Annotated in this window: 10 protein-coding genes and 1 pseudogene; 3 read left to right on the top strand and 8 right to left on the bottom strand. The window is 71.4% G+C overall.

Annotated elements, in window-relative coordinates:
• Positions 1–290 precede the first annotated feature (290 nt).
• The 4 genes and pseudogenes from IEY17_RS01570 to IEY17_RS01555 all read right to left on the bottom strand — a co-directional run.
• Positions 291–542, bottom strand: a pseudogene (locus IEY17_RS01570) (transglycosylase family protein); the annotation flags it as partial.
• A gap of 289 nt (positions 543–831) precedes the next feature.
• The gene (locus IEY17_RS01565; RefSeq protein WP_188984607.1) at positions 832–1,665 is read right to left on the bottom strand and encodes a TatD family hydrolase; all 834 of its coding nucleotides are present in this window, start codon (positions 1,663–1,665) and stop codon (positions 832–834) included.
• A 73-nt stretch (positions 1,666–1,738) separates the two neighbouring features.
• Positions 1,739–3,532: a methionine--tRNA ligase gene (gene metG / locus IEY17_RS01560; protein WP_188984605.1), complete on the bottom strand. Its 1,794-nt coding sequence runs from the start codon at positions 3,530–3,532 to the stop codon at positions 1,739–1,741.
• A gap of 80 nt (positions 3,533–3,612) precedes the next feature.
• Positions 3,613–4,449 (bottom strand): esterase/lipase family protein, encoded by an 837-nt coding sequence (locus IEY17_RS01555; RefSeq protein ID WP_229679748.1) that lies wholly within the window; start codon positions 4,447–4,449, stop codon positions 3,613–3,615.
• Between the two features lie 245 nt (positions 4,450–4,694).
• Here IEY17_RS01555 and IEY17_RS01550 point away from each other — a divergent pair, with 245 nt between their 5' ends.
• Positions 4,695–5,972 carry an aminodeoxychorismate synthase component I gene (locus tag IEY17_RS01550; RefSeq protein ID WP_188984600.1) on the top strand — a complete coding sequence of 426 codons (1,278 nt, stop codon included), beginning with the start codon at positions 4,695–4,697 and terminating at the stop codon, positions 5,970–5,972.
• A 959-nt stretch (positions 5,973–6,931) separates the two neighbouring features.
• Here IEY17_RS01550 and rsmI read toward each other — a convergent pair.
• Positions 6,932–7,765: a 16S rRNA (cytidine(1402)-2'-O)-methyltransferase gene (gene rsmI / locus IEY17_RS01545; RefSeq protein WP_188984598.1), complete on the bottom strand. Its 834-nt coding sequence runs from the start codon at positions 7,763–7,765 to the stop codon at positions 6,932–6,934.
• Between the two features lie 105 nt (positions 7,766–7,870).
• On the opposite strand from rsmI, the gene IEY17_RS01540 reads away from it, so the two are divergent.
• Complete coding sequence (locus IEY17_RS01540) at positions 7,871–9,442, top strand: dolichyl-phosphate-mannose--protein mannosyltransferase (protein WP_188984596.1); 1,572 nt, start codon at positions 7,871–7,873, stop codon at positions 9,440–9,442.
• 89 nt (positions 9,443–9,531) lie between these two features.
• Here the strand turns inward: IEY17_RS01540 and lat are convergent, their stop codons facing one another.
• Positions 9,532–10,899, bottom strand: a complete 1,368-nt coding sequence (lat, locus tag IEY17_RS01535; protein ID WP_188984594.1) for an L-lysine 6-transaminase — start codon at positions 10,897–10,899, stop codon at positions 9,532–9,534.
• 381 nt (positions 10,900–11,280) lie between these two features.
• Here lat and IEY17_RS01530 point away from each other — a divergent pair, with 381 nt between their 5' ends.
• Positions 11,281–11,850 (top strand): ClpP family protease, encoded by a 570-nt coding sequence (locus IEY17_RS01530; RefSeq protein ID WP_188985295.1) that lies wholly within the window; start codon positions 11,281–11,283, stop codon positions 11,848–11,850.
• A 96-nt stretch (positions 11,851–11,946) separates the two neighbouring features.
• On the opposite strand, the gene IEY17_RS01525 is transcribed toward IEY17_RS01530, so the two are convergent.
• Entirely contained in the window at positions 11,947–17,748 is a 5,802-nt protein-coding gene (locus IEY17_RS01525; protein WP_188984592.1) for an SDR family oxidoreductase, read from the bottom strand.
• A 78-nt stretch (positions 17,749–17,826) separates the two neighbouring features.
• Positions 17,827–19,248, bottom strand: a complete 1,422-nt coding sequence (locus IEY17_RS01520) for an acyltransferase domain-containing protein (RefSeq protein WP_188984590.1) — start codon at positions 19,246–19,248, stop codon at positions 17,827–17,829.
• Positions 19,249–19,297 lie beyond the last annotated feature (49 nt).

Raw genomic sequence — 19,297 nt, 5'->3', positions numbered from 1 at the left:
TGATCAACGGGTGCAGCCAAGAACCCTGTTCCGGCTTGTGATCCGGGTTACGCCTAATTGCCACGCAACCGAGTACGTCCTGTAATCAAAAACGCACAAATTTGCCCCGTTCGGGGGTACACAACGGGCTTCGTTATCAGGTTCTCCGCCCCAAATCGGGTGACATATCACACGCCACCGACACCTTCGGTTGTTGCTGCGCCGAACGCACAAAGGCCGGTCCGGGCACCCCGCCCGGACCGGCCTCCCCTCCCTCGCCCCTCGACCGAACGGCCACGGGGACGACTCGGCTACCGCGGCAGCCCCAGTTTCCGGGCGCACGCGGGCCACGCTCCGAACCCGCCGCGGGCCGCGCGCAGCGCCTCGGCGATCACGATCTGCTGCTCGCGGGTCGCCCGGTGCGGGTAGCGGTGGAACCTCTCACCGCCGTAGGCGGCCCACGTGCTCCGCTTGAACTGCAGGCCACCGTAGTAGCCGTTGCCGGTGTTGGCATGCCAGTTGCCGCCGGACTCGCATTTCGCCAGCCGGTCCCAGACGCCGGCCCGGGGGCTCGCCAGGACCTGCGCGCTCGGGGACGCCGCCGCCAACGACCCGCCACCGCAGACCGCGATGGCCGCCACCACTGCCGCCTTGCCCAGAATTCCGAACTTCATTGCCATCCTGACTGCCGTAGGTCCGGGCGGGGGACGGGTCTCCGCGGCGCGGAGCTTCGGGGCCCCGATCCCCTCCCGGCTTCCACAGTGGACGGTAAGTGCGGCGGCGCGGTCTGCAAGCGGGCGCGGCGCGACGGCTAATATCAGAAAACCGCGCGTGAACAACAGGTGGGTCGGGTTACGCCTGGTCGAGGCGAAAAACTCGCTCGGCCGTGGCAGTGGTCGCCACGACGAGTTCCTCCAGGCTCATACCACGGAGTTCCGCGAGGTCCCGGAGTGTGTAATTGACGCAGTAGGGCTCGTTCGGCTGGCCGCGGAACGGGTGCGGCGTCAGAAACGGCGCGTCGGTCTCCACCAGCATCTGGTCCGGCGGGACCAGCTTCGCGGCCTCCCGCAGCGCCCTGGCGTTGCGGAAGGTCGCGGTCCCGGCGAACGACAGCACGTATCCGGCGTCCACGCAGGCCCGCGCGAACTCCGCGTCCCCGGAGAAGCAGTGGAACACCACCGTCTCCGGGGCACCCTCCTCGGCCAGGATGCGCAGGATGTCGTCGTGCGCCTCGCGATCGTGGATCATCAGCGCCTTGCCGGACCGCTTGGCCAGGTCGATGTGCCAGCGGAACGCCTCCTGCTGCGGTCCCGGCGGCGAATAGTCCCAGTAGTAGTCCAGGCCCGTCTCGCCGACGGCCACCACGCGTGGCTGCTCGACGAGCCGCTCCAGCACCGCCCGGTCGGCGTCGTCGAAGTCCTTGGTCCGGGTCGGGTGCAGCGCCACGGCCGCGTACACCCGCTCGTCCCACCCGGCCGCCTCGACGGCCCACTGCGCGGAGGCGATGTCGTCGGCGACGGTCACCACTCGCCCGATCCCGGCGGCCTCCGCGCGGTCCACCACCGCCCGCACCTCGTCCGCGGTCTTCGCGCCGCAGGCGTCGAGGTGGGTGTGCGCGTCGACCGCCGGCACCGGCAGCGCCTCGGGCACCGGCGGCAGTTCGCGCCTCCTGTCGCGCTTACTCATCTCACCCCTGTCGCACAACCCGATTCCCGGGGGAATCGCGCTCGTCGATTTCCCCGGACATCGCACCCGGGACTCAGCTCTGGATGGGAGCCCACTCCGGGCCGGTCTCGCCCAGCTTCGGGTCGAGCTTGGCGAACAGCGGCGTCGGCTTGCTCAGCGGCCGCCCCACCTCGATGTCGGTGGAGCGCCACACCGCCTGCTCCGCGCCGTAGTCGCCCATCAGCACCGGGTACCGCACGCTCTCGTCGTCCAGGTCGGTGACCTCGCGAATTTCGGGCTGCGCCGACCACACGCCGGTGCCGCCCAGCAGCTCGTGCACCTTCTGCGCCGAGTGCGGCAGGAACGGGGTGAGCAGCGTGTTGGCGTCGGAGACCACCTGCAGCGCGGTGTGCAGCACCGCGTCCCGCCGGTCCGGATCGTCCTTGAGCTTCCACGGCTCCTGGTCGGACAGGTACTTGTTCGCCGCCGACACGACCCGCATCGCCTCCTGCGCGGCCGCCTTGAACCGGGACCGCTGCAGGTGCCCGCCCACGGTGTCGAAGGCGTTGCGCGCCAACGCCTTCAGCTCCTCGTCGGCTGCCTCCGGGCGGGTCGGGGCGGGCACCGCGCCGTTGTTCTTCGCGGCCATCGAGATGGAGCGGTTGACCAGGTTGCCCCACTCGTTGGCCAGCTCGAAGTTGATGCGGCGGACGAACTCGTCCCAGGTAAAGTCGGTGTCCTGGTTCTCCGGGCCGGCCACCGAGATGAAGTAGCGCAGGGTGTCCGGGCCGAACTCGCGCAGGAAGTCCCGCACGTAGATCACCGTGCCGCGGGAGGTGGAGAACTTCGACCCGCTCATGGTGAGGAACTCGCTGGAGACGATCTCGCCCGGCAGGTTCAGCTCGCCGTACGGGCCGACCTCGCCGCCCCTGTCGCCCTGGCCGTTGTGGCCCATCAGCAGTGCGGGCCAGATCTGGGCGTGGAAGGTGATGTTGTCCTTGCCCATGAAGTAGTAGCCCTTGGCCGACGGGTCGGTCCACCACTGCTTCCAGGCGTCCGGGTCGCCGGTGCGCCGCGCCCACTCGACGCTGGCCGAGAAGTAGCCGATCACCGCGTCGAACCAGACGTAGAACCGCTTCATCGGCTGGTCGCGCCAGCCGTCCAGCGGGATCGGCACGCCCCAGTCCAGGTCGCGGCTGATCGCCCGCGGCCGCATGTCCTCCACCAGGTTCTGGGTGAACTTGACAACGTTGGGTCGCCAGTCGGTGCGGGTGGACAGCCACTTGCCCAGGGACTCGGTGAACGCGGGCAGGTCCAGGAACAGGTGCTCGGTCTCGACGAACTGCGGTCGCTCGCCGTTGATCCGGGACACCGGATTGATCAGGTCGGCCGGGTCGAGCTGGTTGCCGCAGTTGTCGCACTGGTCGCCGCGCGCCCCGTCGTAGCCGCAGATCGGGCAGGTGCCCTCGATGTAGCGGTCCGGCAGGGTGCGGCCGGTGGACGGGCTGATCGCGCCCGTGGTGGTCTTGGGCACCACGTAGCCGTTGCGGTGCAGGGCGAGGAAGATCTGCTGGACGACCTCGTAGTGGTTGCCCGTGGTGGTGCGGGTGAACAGGTCGTAGGACAGGCCCAGGCCCTGCAGGTCCTCGGCGATGATCCGGTTGTACTTGTCGGCGAGCTGGCGGGTGGTGAGGCCCTCCTTCTCGGCCTGGACCGAGATCGGCGTGCCGTGCTCGTCGGTGCCGGACACCATGAGCACCCGGTTGCCCGCCATTCGCTGGTAGCGCGAGAAGACGTCCGAGGGCACACCGAAACCGGAGACGTGGCCGATGTGCCGCGGGCCGTTCGCGTAGGGCCAGGCCACAGCGGTCAACACAGAGGCACTCATGGTGCTTAGCGTACGTTTCCGCAGGGGGTGACCTCGAACCGGTTCTGCGTTTCGGCGCCACCCCCGCTCACCGCCCGTGATCAGCAGCGCACGGGCTTCGCGTGCGCGGGGTCGAGGGCGTTGAGGACCAGGCGCCCGACGTGCGGGTCGAACGCCACCGCGACGTGCTCGGCGAAGTCCAGCGGGCAGACGTCCTGCAGCACGATGTTGGTCGCACCGTCCAGGTATCCGCTGGTCCACGGGGTGACCAGCTGGTCGTACCGGGTCATGATCGTGGTGTACTCGATGCCGGGCACCGCGGCGCCGCCCTCGTTGAGCCTGGTCATGAACTCCGAGCCGGCGAAGAACTGGCGACACGCCCCGCACAGCTCGTCCGGGATCTGTCCGACGATCGGGATCTCCTCGGCCAGCCGGTCGAGGATCTCCGAGGTGTTGTGCAGCGTGGTGCCGTCGTAGAGCGGGGTGAGGGCGACGTAGCGCCGCACCTTCTCGGCTCCGCCGAGGAACTTCAGGTAGTACTGCGGCATCACGGTGCCTTCGGAGTGCCCGACCAGGTCAACCCGGTCGGTCCCGGTGGCCGCCAGCACCCGGTCGACGAACTCGGCGAGTTCGGGGGCGCTGTCCTGCATCGGCGCGAAGCCGCCGGTGATCGGCGGGACGCCGGCGGGCCGACCGTAGGTGAGGGCGAACACGCAGTAGCCCTGGTCGACCAGGAGTGGTCCGAGGTAGACCCAGTTGGTGGCGGCGGCTCCGCCGAGCCCGTGCACCAGCACCACGGGCGTCGGGTGCTCGGCGCTGGGCCGGCAGCCCCAGTCGTTGACGCCGGGCGGTGCGGCGGGTTCGGCTGCGGCGGGTTGGGCTGCGGCGGTGACCGCGAGCACGGCTGCCAGGGCGGCGACGACGCCTCGTATCCCCATGGTCGACCTCAACCTCGTTGTGCGGCTTTACGAAACACAACGGGCTCGGATCGAAATAGTGACGCGACCACCCAATCAGCCGACAAGGTCAGCACGGAAGAGGTCGACGGCGCAGGGACCCCAACGGCTCAACGTGGCAGGGCCAGCGACTCACCCGCACCACGGCATCACGGTAGGCACCGTTCTCGCTGGTCAACAGGGCTCCTGGCGGAAGAGGCGGTGCTGGGCGCAGTCATACTGACCGCGTGCAAATCTTCACCCGGTCGATCGAGGCAGCAGCGAGCCCGGCGCAGGTGCTGCGTCGCCTGGCGGCCCGCGCCCACCGCCGCGGCCTGCCGCCGCCCGCCGCGCTGACCGGGGACTGGTTCGGCGGGGGCGCTGTCCTCGCCCCGTCCGTCGAGGTCAAGGCGGTTGCGCCGGAGAACGCCTTCAGCACCGTGGACCTGCCCGCCGGCACGGCCGAGCCGGGACCGGTCGGCGGCGGCTGGATCGGGTACCTCGGCTACGGCCTCACCGACCCGGGCCCGTGGCCGCGGCGCCTGCCGACCGCGGCGTGGGGCTGGGCGGACCACGTGCTGCGGCGGGACGCGGGCGGCCAATGGTGGTTCGAGTCGCTGAGCAGGCCGGAGCCGGAGCTCGTCGCCGAGCTCGCCGGGCTGGTGGCCGGTGACGACCCGCCGCCGGCGGGGTGGACCGCGGGCCCGGTGGCCGAGCCGGACGCCGACGAATACCGCAAGGCGGTGCGCAGCTGCGTGGAGGAGATCGCCGCCGGCGAGATCTTCCAGGCCAACATCTGCACCCGGTTCGCGGTGCCCTTCCGCGGCGACCCGCTGGAGCTGTTCGCCGTCGGCAGCGAGCGGTTTCGCCCGGCGCGGGCGGCGTACGTGGCCGGGGCGTGGGGCGCGGTCGCGTCGTTGTCGCCGGAGCGGTTCCTGTCCCGCCGGGGGCGCGTGGTGCAATCCAGCCCGATCAAGGGCACGCTGCCGCGGCGCGGCCCGCAGGACGACGGGAACGCCGAACTGCTGCGCCGGTCCGCGAAGGACGTCGCGGAGAACGTGATGATCGTGGACATGGCGCGCAACGACCTGGGCCGGGTGGCCGAGGTGGGGCGGGTGTCGGTGCCGCGCCTGCTGGACGTGCAGGCCCACCCCGGCGTGTGGCACCTGGTGTCGGACGTGCGTGCGGAGGTCCCGGCGGAGCTGCCGAACTCGGCGCTGCTGGCGGCCGCGTTTCCCCCGGCGTCGGTCACCGGTGCCCCGAAACCCCGGGCGCTGGAGGTGATCGCGGCACTGGAGGCGCACCCACGGGAGGTCTACTGCGGAGCGGTGGGCATGGTGTCGCCGCTGGCGGGCCTGGAGCTCAACGTGGCCATCCGCACCCTGGAGTACGCGGACGGGGTGCTCCACCTGGGTGTCGGCGGAGGAATCACGGCGGACTCCGACCCGGAACGCGAGTGGCGAGAGGTCCTCACCAAGGCAGCCCCGGCCCTCTCCCTGCTGACCCCGAACCCGTCCGGGGCGTAACCGCCCCGCGCCCGTCCTGGCCCGCCCCCGGAGCACGAATCCCATGGGTACCGGCGTGCGCCGACTTTCACTCGTCACCCGGCCGCCTGGCGAGCACCTCGACGGCCTCCCTGCCAGGCGTAGGCGCTCGCGCGACATCTTTGCTGCTCAGGGCGCATCTTGCAGCACCGTAAGAGAAACCCCCGGTGCGTGGCGCTCCGGGGGTTTTTGGTGCTGCGTGCTCCTTCTCGTCGTCCTTGGCGGTGCCGACGAGGTCCTTGACCTTGTCGTCCCCTTGCGATCAGTGATCAGCGTCGGGCCGAATTCGGCTTACCCTGCGGTGGTTGCGGTCGTTTCCCCTGCATCTACCCACTTTTCTTTCTTGCGCTCGGAGGCGCTGAAAGTGGCTCGGACGTCCACCTTGTGCTCCCTCACCAGGTGTACGAGGTGAAGCGATCGCCTGAGCGCATCGCCGAACACCGTTGGCTTGTTGCTGGCGGTCCAGCGTTCCTCAGCGCCACACAGGTTGCAGGTCTGCGTTCCGTCGGACCTGGCGGTGTACTCAAGCTGGATCGGGTGCACGCGGACGGTTGCCATGTCGGGGTACTCCCAAGCTCGAGGAGCGGACTGAACACCACCACCCTACGTACCCAAACCCTCTACTCTTCGTGATCAGAGCCTGTGGACCTGGCCATCCCTGGTCAATCGGCCATCTCGTTACGAATGATCACGTACCGTGCGGCCTGTGCCCCAGGTTGCCGCGGAGCTTCCGCCGTGTGCGACAGCCCGCTGTCGCGAAACCCGGGTTGGGCTCCTAACCCGGCTGAGGTCTGAGGTCTTCCAACTTTGCCCAAATGTGGGTGCACGCCCGGGGCGGCGGGTGGACATTGTGTGCCAGAGTGGTCGTTGGCGCGCAAGATGACGTTGGCCTGCCAGTGCCGGTTCAGACCAGCACAGCGCGTCCCGCGGTCATGCCCGGGTCAGCGGCGGGCGGCGAGGACCGCGTCGTACAGCTCCTTCTTCCGCACGCCCGCGAGCTCCGCGACCTCCGCCACCGCATCCTTCAACCGCACGCCTCCCGCGGCGCGCTCCTCGACCTGCGCCACGAGCTCCGCCGGATCCGTCGTCGCCTGCTCGGCTCCGCCGAGCACCACGGTGATCTCGCCGCGCACGCCGTCGGAGGCCCAGGCCGCCAGCTCGTCGAGGGTGCCGCGGCGGATCTCCTCGTAGGTCTTGGTGAGTTCGCGGCAGACCGCCGCGCGCCGGTCGCCGCCGAGCACGCTGACGGCGTCCGCGAGGGTGTCGGCGAGCCGGTGCGGCGCCTCGAAGAACACGCAGGTGCGCTCCTCGGTGGCGAGCCGGCCGAACCAACGTCGCCGCTCCCCCGGTTTGCGCGGCGGGAAGCCCTCGAAGCAGAACCGGTCCGACGGCAGCCCCGACACGGCCAGCGCCGTGGTCACCGCGGACGGCCCGGGCAGGCACGTGACCGGCAGCTGCTCGGCGACGCACGCCGACACCAGCCGGTAGCCCGGGTCGGACACGCTCGGCATCCCGGCGTCGGTGACCAGGAGCACGGTGCGGCCCTCGCGCAGCGCGTCCAGCAACATGGGTGTCCGCGCGGACTCGACGGCTTCGTAGTAGCTGACCACCCGCCCGGTGAGCGTGACGCCCAGGGCGCTGGCCAGCGCGCGCACCCGGCGGGTGTCCTCGGCGGCCACGACGTCGGCCGTGCCGAGCGCGTCGACCAGCCGCGCCGAGGCGTCGCGGGCGTCGCCCAGCGGAGTGGCGGCGAGCAGCAGCGTGCCGGGTTCCATGGCTGCACAGCGTAGTCGTCCCGGTCGTGGTCCCCGTGCGAGCAGTGCCGCAGCCGTCGCAGGGCGCGGACCGTACCCCCTGGCTCCACCTTACGATCGGAGGTTGTGAGCGTCCTCGTCCCCAACGCCGGCGGCAACGCCGACGAGCTGGTCCAGGTCGGCCGCACACCACCGGCTCGGCTACCGGGCGAGAGCGATCCGCGCCCGCTGCTTGACGTGGCGATGCCCACCGACCGGCTGCGCGGCTGGCTGGTCACGATCGTGATCACGCTGGTCGCCGGGCTGGTCCGGTTGTGGGATCTCGGGCACGCCACGGACGAGGGCACCCCGGTTTTCGACGAGAAGCACTACGTGCCGCAGGCGTGGCAGATGCTGCGCAACGGCGGCTACGAGGACAACCCGGGTTACGAACTCGTCGCCCACCCACCGGTCGGCAAGCAGCTGATCGCCATCGGCGAGTGGCTGCTCGGCTACACCCCGTGGGGTTGGCGCATCATGGCCGCGCTGTTCGGCACGCTCATGGTGCTGCTGGTGGTGCGCATCGCGCGGCGGATGACCCGGTCGACATTGCTCGGCGCCATCGCCGGGGTGCTGCTGATCTGCGACGGGCTCAGCCACGTGCAGTCGCGCGTCGGGATGCTGGACATCTTCCAGGCGACGTTCCTGCTGGCCGCGTTCGCCTGCCTGCTGGTCGACCGTGACCAGGTGCGGGAGCGCATGTGGCAGGTCTGCGTCGACGGCCGCCTGGACCCGGCCGGGTGGGGACCGCGGCTGGGGTTCCGCTGGTGGCGCTTCGGCACCGGGGTGCTGCTCGGCCTGGCCTGCGGCGTCAAGTGGAACGGCATCTACTACATCATGGCGTTCGGCCTGCTCAGTGTGATCTGGGACGCGCTGGCCCGGCGCGCCGCCGGGGTGCGCCGACCGTGGCGGGCCGCGCTGGTGCGTGACACGGCCCCGGCGTTGTGGTCGCTGGTGGCGATCCCGCTGCTGGTGTACTTCGCGACCTGGTCGGGGTGGTTCGCCAGCGAGACGGCCACGGACCGGCACGCCACCCTGGTCGCCGACGACGTGGGTTTCGGCTTCCTGCCGGACGCGCTGCGGTCGCTGCTGTACTACCAGCTCAACGTGCTGGACTTCCACACCCACCTGGTGACGCCGAAGGACCCGCACCCGTGGGAGTCGAAGCCGTGGGCGTGGCCGATGGGCATGCGCCCGATGCTCTACTACTACGAGTCCGGGATGCCCGGGTGTGGTCGCACCAGCTGCATCGAGGCGACGATGCTGATCGGCACGCCGGCGATGTGGTGGCTGGCGCTGCCGGTCGCGGGCTGGGCGGTGTGGCGCGCGACCAGCCGGATGGACTGGCGCTACGCCGCGGTGCTGGTGGGCTACGGCGCGGGGTACCTGCCGTGGTTCATCAACCTGGACCGGCAGATGTACTACTTCTACGCGACGCCGCTGGTGCCGTTCCTGGTGCTGGGAATCGTGTTGGTGCTCGGGGAGCTTCTGGGCACCGCGCGGGACCACTTCGAGCGGCGCCGCACCGGGCTGCTCGCGGTGTCGCTGTACGTGGGGCTGGTGGTGGCGAACTTCGTGTGGCTGTGGCCGATCCTCAACGGGGAACCGATCACCCAGGAGCACTGGCAGGCGGAGCTCTGGCTGCCGTCCTGGCGCTGAGCCGGTCCCCGACCCGGGCACGCCCACGACGCGCCACGAGCACAACGTCGGGGCCGAGTCTGCCGGATCGGTCGACGCGGTGAGGCCCGTCAGGGGAGGTCGGTGAGGGCCTTGCGGAGGGCCGCGACCGCTTCGACGAGTTCCTCCGGGCGGGCCGAAAGCGGCGGGCGGCAGCGCAGCGAGTCCGGGCCCGACGGCAGGAACAGGGTCCGGTAGCGCTCGCGGGCGATCGCGATGGCCCGGTCGCGCTGGGCCGGCTCGTGAAAGCTGATCGCACACATCAGGCCGCGGCCGCGCGGGTCGCGGATCACCGACGGAAACTCCGCCGCCAGGTCACGCAGTTCGCCCAGCAGCAGTTCGCCCATCTGCCTGCTGTGCTCGAACAGCCCCTCGGCCTCGATCACCTCCAGGATGCGGGTGGCGCGCACCATGTCGACCAGCGAGCCGCCCCAGGTGGAGCTGATCCGACTGGCCTCGCGGAAGGCGTTGTCCGACACCTCCAGCACCCGGCGGCCGCCCATCACGCCGCAGACCTGCAGGCGCTTGCCGAAGGCCACCAGGTCCGGTTCCAGCCCGAGCGCCTGGTGCGCCCACGCCTGCCCGGTCAGCGCCCCGGTCTGCACCTCGTCGGCGACGGTGAGCACGTCGTTGTCCCGGCACAGCTGCTGCATCGCCTGCAGGAACTCCGGGCGCAGGTGGCGGTCGCCGCCCTCGCCCTGGATCGGCTCGTAGACGAAGCAGGCGATCTCGCGGCCGTAGCGGCGCAGGGCGGCGCGGGCCGCGTCGAGCGCCACCGCCTCCTCCGGCAGGAGTTCGGCGCTGTGCCAGCGCTCGCCGGGTTCGATGGCCGGGCTGGGGATGCGCGGCCAGTCGAACATCGGGTAGTCCCGGATCTTGGCCGGGTCGGTGTTGGTCAGCGAGAGGGTGTAGCCGCTGCGGCCGTGGAAGGCGCGCTCCAGGTGCAGGACCCGGCTGCCGCGTACGGCGTGCCCGCCGCGTGCGTTGACCTTGGTCTTCCAGTCGAAGGCGACCTTCAGGGCGTTCTCCACCGCGAGGGTGCCGCCGTCGATGAAGAACAGCAGCGGCAGCTCGGGCACGCCCACCACGCGGCGGAAGGTCTCCACGAAGCGTGCCTGCTCGACGGTGGCGAAGTCGGGGTTGGACGGCTTCACCCGGCCCGCGCGCACCAGGGCGGCCTCGAACTCGGGCGTGCGCAGCCCGGGGTGGCCGTGCCCGAGCGGCGCGGAGCTGAAGAACATCGTCATGTCCAGGTACTCGGTGCCGTCGCGCGCGTCGCGCAGGCGGCAGCCGTGGCCGGCGTCGAGGTCCACCACGATGTCCAGCAAATCCCCGGTCACCTGCGCCTTCAGGGCCGCGACCACATCGCCCGCCGCGTCGCGCGGCACTGGGACGTCGGCTGCTGCCACGTCTCGGATGGTCTCTCGCTGAGCGGTCATGTTTCGGCCTCCCGGCGCCCGTTGCGGGCGTGTCGCCCGTCACCTCTCAAGAAGAATTACATCAAAGGTTGGACTCAAAGCAACATCCTTCCGTGAAGACTGCGCTACAGAGGAAGATTTTCTTCTGCTGGGCCCGTCGGGTACCGCGGGCCGCCGCCACCCCGCGACGGATCGGGGGTTTCGTCGAGTGTCGTGTTCGCCATAGGTGAACTCTTCTTCCTGTGCGAACCCGAACGATCATGCAGGGGCATGATCGTGCTATGTTGGAAACCGAGTCACGCCGCAGAAATCAGCGTGATACCAGCACCGTGAAAACATGCACCGACAATTGACGCTGGACAGTTGGCGGACGACACCGATCCCGTGGACCTGGCGGTAATAATGAGCGATCTCAGCAACCTCAGCAATCTGACCGACTCCCTTTTCCAGAGCCTGCTCAAGACGCGGATCATCGTTCTTGGTTCCGAGGTCAACGACGACGTCGCCAACCGGATCTGCGCGCAGCTGCTCCTGCTGCAGGCCGAGGACCCGGACGAGGACATCAAGCTCTACATCAACTCGCCGGGCGGTTCGGTCACCGCCGGGTTTGCCATCTACGACACGATGCAGCTCATCAGCTGCGACGTGCAGACCTACGCCTTCGGGCTGGCCGCCTCGATGGGGCAGGTGCTGCTGACCGCGGGCGCCCCGGGCAAGCGGTACGCGCTGGAGCACGCCCGGATCATGATGCACCAGCCCTCCGCGGGAATCGGCGGGACGGCGTCCGACACCCGGATCCAGGCGGAGATGTTCAGCCAGACAAAGCGGCAGATCGCGGAATTGACGGCGGCGCAGTCAGGCAATTCCGTCGAGACCATCATGCGGGATTTCGACCGCGACCGCTGGTTCACCGCGACCGAGGCACGTGACTACGGACTCGTCGATTCGGTTATTACACCGAACCAGCGCTGACCATTCTTCTTCCGGCGCCGGGCGGACGGTCACCGACCGTTCGCCCGGCGCTTTTTCGGCCGGGCGCCGGGAGGCGCGGTGGCCTCCCGGCGGCCATCACCAGTTGACGACGGCGGTGTGCACGCCGCGCGCCCAGGCGACCACGTGGCCGTCCGGCGCGGTGGCGATCAGGTGATGCACCCGATCGGGGCCGCTGCCGGCCACCTCCGCATACAGCCCGAGGTGCCCGTAGCGCCGCATCAGCTCCCAGTCGTTGCCGTCCTCGTACAGCTCCACCCGGTCGATGCGGGTGGGCGCGGACACCGGTGCGTCGCGCCCGTCGGCGTCGGTGAGGAACCCGACCCGGACCATGGCGTCCAGCAGGAACGGAGGAGCGACGAACGCGGCGGCCAGCGGATCCTGCGGCGGCTGCCGGAACCGGTACGTCGCCCGCGCCCGGCCGTCCGACCGGCGGATGTCGTCGACGCACAAAAACGGCCCGCTCAGCAGGATCGGGGCGCCCTCGGCGCGGAACGACTCCTCCGCCGGGACGTCGACCTCCGGGTCGGGCCACGGCTGCCACCGGCGGGGCGGCCGGTAGCCGTCCGCGACCAGCACCCGGGAGGTGAAGTGGGCCCGGTCCGTGACGAGCTTGATCCCTGTCGGCGACAGCACGTCGGTGGTGATCCGGACGTCCACCACGGTGATGCCGCCGCTGCGGTCGGCGATCCGCGCGGCGATCCGCTTCGGGGGTGTCGGCAGTTCGAGGTAGACGTGCAGGAAGTTGTTGAAGCACGTGTCGTCGAAGCCAATGACGGTGCCGCCGGGCACCAGGTGCAGCGCCGCCTCGGCGGCCAGTTCGGCGACGAACGCGCCGGGCAGCGTCGGCACCCCCCGCACCGGGTGGTACCGCAGGTAGCTGTCGGTCTCCAGGTCGAACGGCGTCTCGAAGGTCACCGAGTCGGCGGTCTGCGCCAGCAGCCGCCGCAGGTAGAACCGGCCGCGCGGGGCCTGCTCGGCGCAGGCGTCGAGGTAGCCCGGGTACAGCCCCTCGACCATGCGCCGCTCCGCCTGTCCCATGTGGACGGTCGAGGGGGCGACCCGGTCGGCGTGCAGCTCGCGCACGAAGTGGTGCACGCCCTCGGCGACCGACATGTCGCTGTAGGAGCCGACCTTCTTGAAGTGCGTGTTGGCCAGGCCGCCGCCCTCGCCGACCATCCCGACGCCGTCCCAGAAGGTCCAGCCGATGGTGAACTCCCGACGCCCCCGCGAGGCGGCGTGCACCGCGGCCGAGGCCAGAAAGTCGTTGCCGGCGGCGTAGTCGGCCTCGCCGCGCTGGCCGAAGTAGCCCAGCAGCGAACCGAAGTTGCACCACACCTCCGGCTGGTCGGCGCCGAAGGCCCGCTTGAGGTTGCGGTACCCGCGGAGTTTGATGTCGCGGATCGCGGTGAACGACGCGAAGTCCTTGTCGCCGATCAACGCGGAGTGGTTGCGCCCGGCGGCGTTGATCAGCAGGTCCACCCGGTCGACCTCGGCCAGGACCTTCCGCACCGCCGTGGTGGTGGCCTCGGCGTCGGCGACGTCGCAGGCCAGGTACGTGACGCGGCCAGGCCCGCAGTGGCGTTCCAGCTCGGCGATGGTGCGCCGGGCGGCCCGGGCATGCCGCATGCGGTCGTACTCCCGGTTCAGCTGCGCCACCGACTTCCCCTCTGCCACGCCCCGCCGGATGAAGTCGCGGCGACCGGCCGCGAAGGACGCGTCATCCCCGGCGAACACCTCGTCCGGGTAGTCGTCGAGCCGGTTGCTGCCGAACAAATAGACCCGGGGCCGGAACTCGGCTGCGAGCACCTTGACGATCTCGGCGGTGATGCCGCGGGCCCCGCCGACGGCGAGCACCACCGAGTCGGGGCCCAGGCGCGCGGGCGCGTCGATGACCTCGACGGGTTCCTCGGCGAGCACCGGCACCGACGTGGTGCCGCCCTCGGCGTAGACGATCGGAAACGGCCGGCGGCAGGCGCTCTCCCGCTCCGCCAGCCGCGCCGCGTCGGTCAGCTCGCTCGTGCCGGTGACCAGCGCGAACGTCCGGCAGTCCGGCAGTTCCAGGTCGACCGCCTTGAGCAGACCGGTGAACAGCCCGGTCATCGGGTGCGGCACGCCGTCCGCGATGCCGCCTGCCAGCAGCACCAGCACCGACTCCGGCGAGGTGTGCTGGACGGCGAGAAAGAACGCGTCGTGCAGGGCGATCAACGAGTCCGCCGGTGGGTTGTCCGGGTCGGTGAGCGGGCTGGTGCGCGCCAGGTCGGTGACGATCCGCACGTGGCGGACGTCCCCGCGTAACGCCTCCCGCACTGTCTCGGGTGTGGGCTGGGGCAGGTGGATCCAGTCCGGCGGAGCGCCGGCCGCGGTGCACAGCACGGTGGCGTCCGGCGGCAGGGGGAGTCCGCCGAGGTCGGTCAGGTCGGTCAGCACGACCACGCCTGGCGGCAGGAACGGGGTGCGCTCCCCGACCTCGACCGCGGGGGCGGGGCGCAGCGCGGGCACGTGGCGGCGGACCAGCGGTCGTTGCCCGGGCGCGAACTGCTCGGCGTCCCGGAACCGGGCGGGCAGCCGGGCGGGCTCGGCCGCCGGGACGGTGAGGGCCAGTTCCACGTCGGCCACCCCGTCCGGGCCCGTGCAGCGCACGCCGATCTCGCCTGCCCCGCCGTGCAGGGCCCGCAGCACGCCCAGCCCGCCGGCGGCCCCGACGTAGCGGGCCACGTCCGGTGCGGCCACGCCGCACTCGACGACCTCGCGCCCGGCCGGACCGCCGTCGTCGACTGTGGACAGGCCGTTGACGTACGCCAGGATCGGCAGCCCTTCCTCGACGGCGGTCCGCTCCGTGGTCAGGGCGAACGCGAAGGCACCCTCGGCGAGTCCCGCACCCGCGGCGGGGCCCGCGCCGAGCGAGTCGCCGAGCAGGGCCGCGAACTCGGGTAGACTGTTGCCGTTGACGCCCGCGGCCAGCGCGAGGCGCACGTCACCGGTCCGCAGGTAGCGGGCGGCCGTCTCGATCGCGGTCAGCGCGGAGCTCAGCCCGGAGTCCAGCGTCACGTTCGGCCCGGTCAGATCGAACCGGCTGGCGACCCGCGCCGAGATGATGTTCGGCATCATGCCCGGGAACGAGTCCTCATTGGACGGTTCCACGCGCGAGCGCACGTCGGCGCGCAGCCGCTCCACCAGCTCGGGCAGTTCGGGCAGCTCGGCGGTGCGCGGGTCGGTGCGCAGCGCCGTGCTCACCTGGTCCAGGTAGACGCGGTCGCCCAGCAGCATGCCCATCCGCGTGGGCCCCATGTTGCCCACGAAGACCCCGGTGCTCTCGGTGTTGCGCTGCCAGAACTCCGGGATCTCATCGCGCAGCTCCTGCGCGCACCACACCATCATCAGCTGGCAGCGGTCCATCATCCGGACCGTCTTCGGCGGCAGCCGGACCTGCTCGAAGGGCGGCGCCGGGTACTGGTCGCCGAAGCCGTCCTGCGGGGCGTCGCCCGCGCCGGTGAGCCAGCGGGTGACCTGGTCGCGTGAGGACAGGCCGGGCAGGCGCGCGGACCAGCCCACGATGACGACCCGGTCGTCTCTCCGGCGGCGCGGGGCCGCGCCACCCGCGGACGCCTCCCGCACCACGAGGTGCGCGTTGGTGCCGCCGAAGCCGAAACCGGACACCCCGACGGCCCGCGGCCGGTCGGCGCGCGGCGGCCACGGCACCGGCTCGGCGGGGATCTCCAGCTTCGTCTCGTCGATCCGGAAGTCGCGCTGCGGGCTGGTCAGCCGGAACTGCGCCGGGATGGTGTCCCGCTGCAGGGCCAGCACCGCCTCCACCACCGACGCCACGCCGGCCGCCCAGCCGGTGTGCCCGATCAGCGACTTGTTCGAGGTCAGGTACTGGGTCCGGTCGGCGTGGAAGTGCTTGCGGATGGTGGTGAACTCGGCCAGGTCACCGGCCGGGGTGCCGGTGGCGTGCGCCAGCACCCAGTCGACGTCGTCGCCGGACACCGGGCCGGTCAGCGCGCGTCGCACGGCGAGGTCCTGCCCGTCCGGGTTGGGCGCGTAGATCGCGGTGCCGCTGCCGTCGGAGGAGGTGCCGACCGAGCCGAGCACGGCCAGCACCCGGTCGCCGTCGCGGCGCGCGCGGTCCAACCGCTTGAGCACGACGATGCCCGCGCCGTCGGCGAACAGCACGCCGTCCGCGGAGTCGTCCATGGCCCGCACCTCGCCACGGCGGGACAGGCCGCGCAGCTTCGCGAACATCACCATGGCGCGCGGGGTCAGCGCGAACGCGCCGCCGCACACCGCCACGTCGTGCTCGCCGAGCAGCAGGCTGCGCACCCCGATGTCGATGGCGTACATCGACGACGAGCAGGCCGTGTCGACCAGCTGGATCTCGGTGTCCGCGGGCAGCAGGCCCGCCATGGCCTGCCGGGCCACCCGGTCCGGCAGCAGCAGGTGGGGGTCGCGGGCCCCGCGCCGGTAGCGGTCGAGAAGCACGGCGTCCACAGCGGACAGCAGTTCGGCGCGGCGGTGCGCGGGCACGCCCATGTCGTCCAGCAGCCGCGGCACCCGTTGCCGGGCCGAGGCCAGCACCCCGGCGTCCTCCAGGTGCTGGCTGCCGTCCGGGGTGTAGCCGACCAGGAACGACACCCGGTCGTCGGCACCCAGGTGCACCGGGCGCAGCGCCTGCGCCAGCGAGTGCCGCAGCCACGCCGTGGTGAGCTCCGGCTCGCCCGGCAGCGCCGAGCCGGGGTCGGGTTGGAACCCGGTGATGAACGCGAACCGGTCCTGGTAGGTCTTGTCCTCCGCGGCCGGGTCCGGCGAGTAGAAACTGTCCCGCTCCCAGCGGTCCTCGGGCGGCCGGACGAACAGCTCCGCGCCGGTGGTGCGCAGCTCCCAGAACTCCTCCGGGCTGTTCGCGCCGGCCACGGCCAGGCCCATGCCGACGATGGCGATGTCGTCGGTCGGCGCCTCGTCACGCCGTTCGGTCACGACCGCGGGTCCCGGCGCTGCCTCGACGACGGCGACGGCGGCGCTTGCGGCGCCCCGCTCGCGGTCCCGCGATTCCGCCGTACTCGCCGCGTCTTCGGGGGTGGTCGTGGCCGATTCCGTCTGCGGGGGTGGGGACAGCAGGCTGGCGCCGAGGGAGAGACCGCCGTCGGCGAGCACCACCTGGCCGGTCACCCAGCGGGCGTCGTCCGAGGCCAAAAACGCCACCACGGCGGCCAGGTCCTCCGGTTCACCGAGTCTGCCCAGCGGGGTGGACCGCCGGATGACCTCCTGCATCTCGGCGGCCCGTGGGAAGGCGTCGGCGACCTCGCCGCGCAGCATCGCCGCGGACGCGGTGTTGACCCGGATGTTCAGCGGCGCGAACTCCACCGCGAGGTAGCGGGTCACCGCCTCGGCGGCGGCCTTGGCCGGGGCGCAGGCGAGGTAGCCGTTCATCACCAGCTGCGAGGAGCCCAGGGCGGAGATGGTGACGATGGAACCTCCGCCGCGGCGGGCCATGAGCGGGGCGGCCGCGCGGGCGCACCGCAGGCCCCCCTTGTAGTTGGTGTCGACGGCCTTGTCGAGGTGCTCGTCGGTGATCTCCGCGAGCGGCAGCAGCGCCCCGTTGGCCGCGTTGTTGACCAGGATGTCCAGGTATCCGAACCGCTCCTCGAGCTCGGCGAACATCCGGTCCACCTGGTCCTGGCGGGCCACCGAGGCGCGGATCAGGTCGACCCGCACGCCGAGGTCGCGCAGTTCCTCCGCGGTCCGCCTGGCCCGCTCGGGCGAGTGGAAGTAGTTGATGATCACGTGCGCGCCGCGCCGGCCCAGTTCCCGGGCGATGGCCGCACCGACGTTCTTCCCGCCGCCGGTGACCAGCGCGAGCTTGTTCTCCAGCTGTCCCATCACGAAATCCCTCGTGCTCGTGGAAGCGGTGCCAGGCGGATGCCGTCCGGTGCGGGCGACATCCGCGGTGCCGCGCCCCTACCGGGCGGCCTGTTCGCGCAGGGCGCTGTGGACCAGCTCGACGACCTTCGCGATGGTGTCGTACTCGCTGATCCGGATGCCGCCCTCGCGTTCGGGCAGGCCGTACCGCTGGAACGCGCGGGAGACCAGCTCCACCTGCTTGACCGAGTCGATGCCGAGTTCGGCCTCCAGCCGCACGTCGTCGCCGAAGACCTCCTCCGGGTACTCCAGCGCGGCCGCGTACTGGGCGCGCAGCTCCTTGGCGAGGACGTCCTTGTCGATGACCACCGGCTGCGCCGGGGGCGCCGGAGTCGCGTCGCGGCCCGCGGTGAACTCGGCGAGCTCGGCGCGCACCGAGGCCGCGATCCGCTCCCCGGCCGCCGCCCAGAACTCGGCGAACACCTCCGCGCTGGTGCCGGGCGCGAGCACCTCACCCAGCCGGGCCACGGCCTCCGGGTCTGCCGGGGCGGGTCCGGCCAGGGCCGCCAGGGTGGCGTCCAGGGCCAGGCCACCGGTGCGGTCGAGGGCCAGCGTGGACCAGGTGGACACGTCGTCGTGGTCGACGTTCCTGCGGACCAGCTGGGCCAGCGCCGTTGCGCCACCGACCTCGACGAACCGGTGCGCGCCCGCCTCGCGCAGGTGCGCAACAGCCGCCGCGAAGCGCACCGGCCGCACGAGGTGCTGGGCGATGAGCGCGGCGACGTCCTGTCCGGGACGGTAGTAATCCTGCTGGATCGGCGAGTACACCGGGATGCGCGGATCTGTGGCGTGCAGTTCGCCGATCCGCGCGGCCAGCGCGGACACCGCGGGCTGCAGCAGCGGGCTGTGGAAGGCGAACGGTGAGTTCAGCTCCACCGCACCGATCTCCAGCAGCCGGGCGATGCCCAGCACCCGGCCGACGGACCGCTGCGGTCCACTGAGGACGGTTTGCGTCGGGTGGTTGTGCGCGGCGACGGCCACCTGGTCGTCGGCGAGCAGCTCGACGAGGTGCTGGGCGCGCTGCTCGTCGGCGCCCAACGCGACCATCCGGCCGGGTTCGACGCCCAGTTCCTCGATCACCCGCACCCGGTGCGCGACGATCCGCGCGCCGTCGGCCACCCCGAACACGCCCGCGGTGACCAGTGCGGCGATCTCGCCGAGGCTGTGCCCGACGAGCACGTCGGGGCGCACGCCGCGCTCCAGCAGCACCCGGCCCGCCGCGACCGCGGCGCCGTAGATCGCGAACTGCGACACCCACGGGTCGTGGTGCAGCAGTCGGGCGAGGTCGGTTTCGGCGTCCAGGACCTCGCTCACCGGCCGCCCGAACAGCTCGGCGGCCACCTCGTCGAGTTCCGCGAAAACCTCCCCGACCTGCGGATACCGCTCGCGGGCGAGCGCGAGCGCGCGGCCGTCGTAGCCGCCCTGGCCGGGGAAGAGGAACACGGTCTCCTGCTGTGACATCTGCGCACCTTCTCCAGAGATCGCGGATGGTTCTGCGTGGGTCGTGGGA

Origin of the sequence: Saccharopolyspora thermophila, from assembly GCF_014646075.1 — a bacterium.
Taxonomy (GTDB): Bacteria; Actinomycetota; Actinomycetes; order Mycobacteriales; family Pseudonocardiaceae; genus Saccharopolyspora; species Saccharopolyspora thermophila.
This window is presented reverse-complemented; position numbering and strand designations above follow the sequence as displayed.

What these genes read in the sequence shown, in the direction of transcription:
- IEY17_RS01525 (WP_188984592.1), bottom strand. Translation starts at nt 17,748, where the DNA reads ATGGGACAGCTGGAGAACAAGCTCGCGCTGGTCACCGGCGGCGGGAAG.
- IEY17_RS01530 (WP_188985295.1), top strand. Translation starts at nt 11,281, where the DNA reads ATGAGCGATCTCAGCAACCTCAGCAATCTGACCGACTCCCTTTTCCAG.
- IEY17_RS01555 (WP_229679748.1), bottom strand. Translation starts at nt 4,449, where the DNA reads ATGGGGATACGAGGCGTCGTCGCCGCCCTGGCAGCCGTGCTCGCGGTC.
- lat (WP_188984594.1), bottom strand. Translation starts at nt 10,899, where the DNA reads ATGACCGCTCAGCGAGAGACCATCCGAGACGTGGCAGCAGCCGACGTC.
- IEY17_RS01520 (WP_188984590.1), bottom strand. Translation starts at nt 19,248, where the DNA reads ATGTCACAGCAGGAGACCGTGTTCCTCTTCCCCGGCCAGGGCGGCTAC.
- IEY17_RS01565 (WP_188984607.1), bottom strand. Translation starts at nt 1,665, where the DNA reads ATGAGTAAGCGCGACAGGAGGCGCGAACTGCCGCCGGTGCCCGAGGCG.
- rsmI (WP_188984598.1), bottom strand. Translation starts at nt 7,765, where the DNA reads ATGGAACCCGGCACGCTGCTGCTCGCCGCCACTCCGCTGGGCGACGCC.
- metG (WP_188984605.1), bottom strand. Translation starts at nt 3,532, where the DNA reads ATGAGTGCCTCTGTGTTGACCGCTGTGGCCTGGCCCTACGCGAACGGC.